This is a genomic window from Methylobacterium indicum, from assembly GCF_001043895.1.
GTDB classification, from domain to species: domain Bacteria; phylum Pseudomonadota; class Alphaproteobacteria; order Rhizobiales; family Beijerinckiaceae; genus Methylobacterium; species Methylobacterium indicum.
The window spans coordinates 1-1,156 of the sequence record NZ_JTHF01000438.1; the positions used below are offsets into that span (position 1 = coordinate 1).

A 1,156-nucleotide genomic window follows, 5' to 3' on the forward strand; every position below is an offset into this window, starting at 1 on the left:
CTCGCCGTGGTTGCCCTCGACGTAGCCGGCATCCGCGAGCAGGTCGCGGGTGTCGCGAATCATGTCGGGACTGCCGCAGAGCATGAAGCGGTCGGCCTCCTTCGTCATCATCGGCAGGCCGATATCGGCGAAGAGCTTGCCCGAGGTCATCAGGTCGGTGATCCGGCCGCGGTTGCGGAAGGGCTCGCGGGTCACGGTCGGATAGTAGATGAGCTGGTCGCGGACCATCTCGCCGATCAGCTCGTGCTGGGGCAGCGTCTCGGTGATCGTCTCGCCGTAGGCGAGCTCCTGGACCTGGCGGCAGCCATGGACCAGGATCACCTTCTCGAAGCGCTCGTAGGTCTCCGGATCCTTGATGATCGCCAGGAACGGCGCGAGGCCGGTGCCGGTGCCGAGCAGGTACAGGTTGCGGCCGGGCATCAGGTTGTCGAGCACCAGGGTGCCGGTGGCCTTCCGGCTGACCACGATCGGGTCGCCGACCTTGAGGTGCTGCAGCTTCGAGGTGAGCGGGCCGTTGGCCACCTTGATGGAGAAGAACTCCAGCTCGTCCTCGTAATTGGCGCTGACCACGCTGTAGGCGCGCAGGAGCGGCTTGGCGCCCTCGCCCTTGAGGCCGATCATCGTGAACTCGCCGTTGCGGAAGCGGAACGACGGGTCGCGGGTGGTGCGGAAGCTGAAGAGCGAGTCGGTCCAGTGATGGACGGACAGGACGCGCTCCTCGTTGAAGTTGCTCATCGTGCCAGGAATCCTGAAGGCGTTCGACGGGTCGACGGTTCTCGGTTTGGGAGCGGTCATCTCGCAGGTGCGGCATCGCCGTCAAGGCGTCGGCGCACAAGCGAGGTCTGCGTGGCCGTCAAGCCCCAGGAAAAATCGCCTCTTCTTCGGAATGCTTCCAGGCGGCGGGGTCTCACGCCATCCCGGTCGCGTCCGCCACGAGGTGCAGGGTAGCGCGCAAGCCGGTCATCAGCCCGGCCTCGTCGACGCGGAAGCGCGGCGAGTGGTTGGGCGCCGCCTTGGCGGGATCGGTGCCGGGGGCCGTGATGCCGACGAAGTAGAAGAAGCCGGGCGCCGCCTGCGCGAAGTAGGGGAAATCCTCGCTCGCCATGGCGGGGTCGACGAGGCGCGCGTGCTCGCCGAACAGGCGCGTCAGCGTCGG

General features: G+C 67.0%; 1 protein-coding gene and 1 pseudogene. Both read right to left on the reverse strand.

The window, feature by feature from the left end; genetic code table 11:
• On the reverse strand, window positions 1–735 hold a 735-nt coding region (locus tag QR78_RS31265; RefSeq protein ID WP_048431537.1), incomplete at its 3' end, for a ferredoxin--NADP reductase.
• A gap of 172 nt (window positions 736–907) precedes the next feature.
• A pseudogene (locus QR78_RS35275) lies at window positions 908–1,156 on the reverse strand (hypothetical protein); the annotation flags it as partial.